Origin of the sequence: Actinomadura sp. NPDC048032 (assembly GCF_040653175.1) — a bacterium.
GTDB lineage: Bacteria > Actinomycetota > Actinomycetes > Streptosporangiales > Streptosporangiaceae > Spirillospora > Spirillospora verrucosospora.
The window spans coordinates 1-2,241 of record NZ_JBEZJP010000719.1 but is presented as its reverse complement, the minus strand read 5'-3'; the positions used below and the strand labels follow the sequence as shown (position 1 = coordinate 2,241).

Below are 2,241 nucleotides of genomic sequence, written 5' to 3'. Positions count from 1 at the left end.
TCTACGCGTACACGGTCGGCGGCGGGCACGGCTCGGGCGGACCTGGTCTGCTCGCCCGGTGTCCTGGGTGGTGCAGGGAAGCCGCGGCCCGTCATGACGGATCGCCCTTCCACGAGGTCGACAATCGTCGGCGCGCGAGGAGGCGACCTGGCTCGGCCACTTCGAGAGGGGCACCACAGTTGCGGGACAGCGCCGGATTTTCCACCGGACTTCGCTCCTGGCGCGCAGCATCGCAACGGTATCAGCCACCGAATCCTGATCTGTCGGGTTGTTCGGAGTGAGTACTCACTTCGCTCTTGACGGAGTGAGTACTCACTCCGTACTGTCGCGGGCATGGAGGAGAAGAGTCGGCGCCGCGCTCCCGGGATGAGCCCGGAGCAGCGGCGCGAAATGATCATCCGGACGGCGCTGCCGCTCGTCGCCGAGCGCGGCACGGCCGTCACCACGGCGCAGATCGCCCGCGCCGCCGGCATCGGCGAGGCGACGATCTTCCGCGTCTTCGCCGACAAGGACGAACTGCTGGACGCCTGCGTCGCCGAGGCGCTGCGGACCGACCACGTCCTCGCCGAGATCGGCGCGATCCCGCTCGACCAGCCGCTGCCCGCGCGGCTCGCCGAGGCCGCCGCCGCGATCGACGCCTACCTCGCCCGCATGGGCCTGGTGATCGGCGCACTGCACGCCTCCGGCCGGCGCGCGCGCCCCGAGCCCGGCGCCGGCGAGCCCGGTCCCGACCGCGCGGCCGCCATGACCCGCACCCGTGAGGCTCTCGCCGAGCTCTTCGAACCCGAACGGGACCGGCTGCGCCTGTCCGTCGACCAGATCGCGGGCCTGTTCCTGGGCTTCGTTTTCAGCCGGGCCCGGCCCGCCGCCGGCCCCGACGCGCAGCCCCTCTCCGTCGAGGAGTACCTGGACGTCTTCCTGCACGGCGCTCTCAAGGAAGGAACCACCGCATGACGATCAGCCTGAACCACGCGATCGTGACGGCCGCCGACAACGACGAGGCGGCCCGCTTCTTCGCCGCCGTCATGGGCCTGGAGTACACCGGCCCCCACCCGCACGCGCGGCACTTCGTCCCGATCCGCGTGAACGAGGGCCTCACCCTCGACTTCATGACCGTCGCCTACCCGCAGGGCCACCACCTGGCCTTCGACGTGGACGCGGTCACGTTCGACGCCGCCGTGGACCGCCTCGAAGCCCGCGAGATCCCCTACGGCGACGACCCCGCCCACGCCGACAACGGCCGCGTGGACGAGGACCACCCGCTCGGCGGCCGCGGCCTCTACTTCTCCGACGCCAGCGGCAACCTCTACGAACTCATTTCGCCGTGACCGTCTTCAGGAACTCCCGGGTGCGCCGGTCGCCCGGCATGTACTCGGCGGCGACGAAGTCGGTGACGCCCGCCTCCGACAGCTCCTCCAGCTTCGCCGCGACCGTGTCCTCGTCCCCGACGACCGCCAGGTCCTTCGGGCCCTCCACGCCCTCCCGGTCCATCATCGCCCGGTAGGACGGCAGCACCCCGTACACCTCGAACGTCTCCCCGGCCTGCTCCCGCGCGCGCTCCACGTCACCGGTGACGCACACGGGCAGGACGCACACGACGCGCGGCGCGTCCCGTCCGGCCGCCTCGGCCGCCGCCGTGATGGTCGGCACGATGTGCTCGCGGACGGTGACGGGGCCGGTCATCCACAGCACCGTTCCGTCCGCCCGCTCCGCCGCCAGCTTCAGCATCTTCGGGCCGAGCGCCGCGAGCAGCAGCGGCACCCGCCCCTCGTTCGGCACGTTCAACCCGATGTTGCCCCGCAGGGTCTCGCCGTCGAAGGAGGCGTTCTCCCCTTCGAGCAGCGGCGCCAGCACCGACAGGTACTCGTCCATGTGCCGCAGCGGCCTGCCGAAGTCGTACCCGTACATGTCCTCGATGACGATCTTGTGGGACAGGCCGACGCCGAGAGTGAACCGTCCCCGCAGCGCCAGCGCGGTCGTCCTCGCCTGCTGCGCCAGCACGGCCGGATGCCGCGGATACGTCGGCACCACCGCCGTCCCCAGGTCGATCCCGGACACCCCGCTGCCCGCCACCGCCAGCGCGGTCAGCGCGTCCACCCCGAAGGTCTGCGACATCCACGCCGAGGAGAACCCGTCGTCCGCCGCGCGCCGCACGTCGTCCGTCAGCTTCCCCAGCGCCTCGACCGCGCCCAGGTCGTCGTCCTCCACCACCGGGACGGGCACGGTGACGTACTGGTCCTC

The 2,241-nt window shown here is 71.8% G+C and carries 3 protein-coding genes; 2 read left to right on the top strand and 1 reads right to left on the bottom strand.

Features of this window, described 5'->3' with window-relative positions; all coding sequences use genetic code 11:
* Positions 1–333 precede the first annotated feature (333 nt).
* Together AB0C69_RS41480 and AB0C69_RS41475 are read left to right on the top strand one after the other, a co-directional pair.
* Complete coding sequence (locus AB0C69_RS41480) at positions 334–954, top strand: helix-turn-helix domain-containing protein (RefSeq protein WP_360362250.1); 621 nt, start codon at positions 334–336, stop codon at positions 952–954.
* The gene (locus AB0C69_RS41475; RefSeq protein ID WP_360362247.1) at positions 951–1,328 is read left to right on the top strand and encodes a VOC family protein; all 378 of its coding nucleotides are present in this window, start codon (positions 951–953) and stop codon (positions 1,326–1,328) included. The genes AB0C69_RS41480 and AB0C69_RS41475 overlap by 4 nt, the downstream gene beginning before the upstream one ends.
* On the opposite strand, the gene AB0C69_RS41470 is transcribed toward AB0C69_RS41475, so the two are convergent.
* Positions 1,315–2,241: LLM class F420-dependent oxidoreductase (locus AB0C69_RS41470; RefSeq protein ID WP_360362244.1), on the bottom strand; the 927-nt coding region annotated here is incomplete at its 5' end. The genes AB0C69_RS41475 and AB0C69_RS41470 overlap by 14 nt on opposite strands.

Excerpts from the sequence above, each read along its gene's own strand:
- AB0C69_RS41480 (WP_360362250.1), top strand. The coding sequence starts at position 334 with ATGGAGGAGAAGAGTCGGCGCCGCGCTCCCGGGATGAGCCCGGAGCAG.
- AB0C69_RS41475 (WP_360362247.1), top strand. The coding sequence starts at position 951 with ATGACGATCAGCCTGAACCACGCGATCGTGACGGCCGCCGACAACGAC.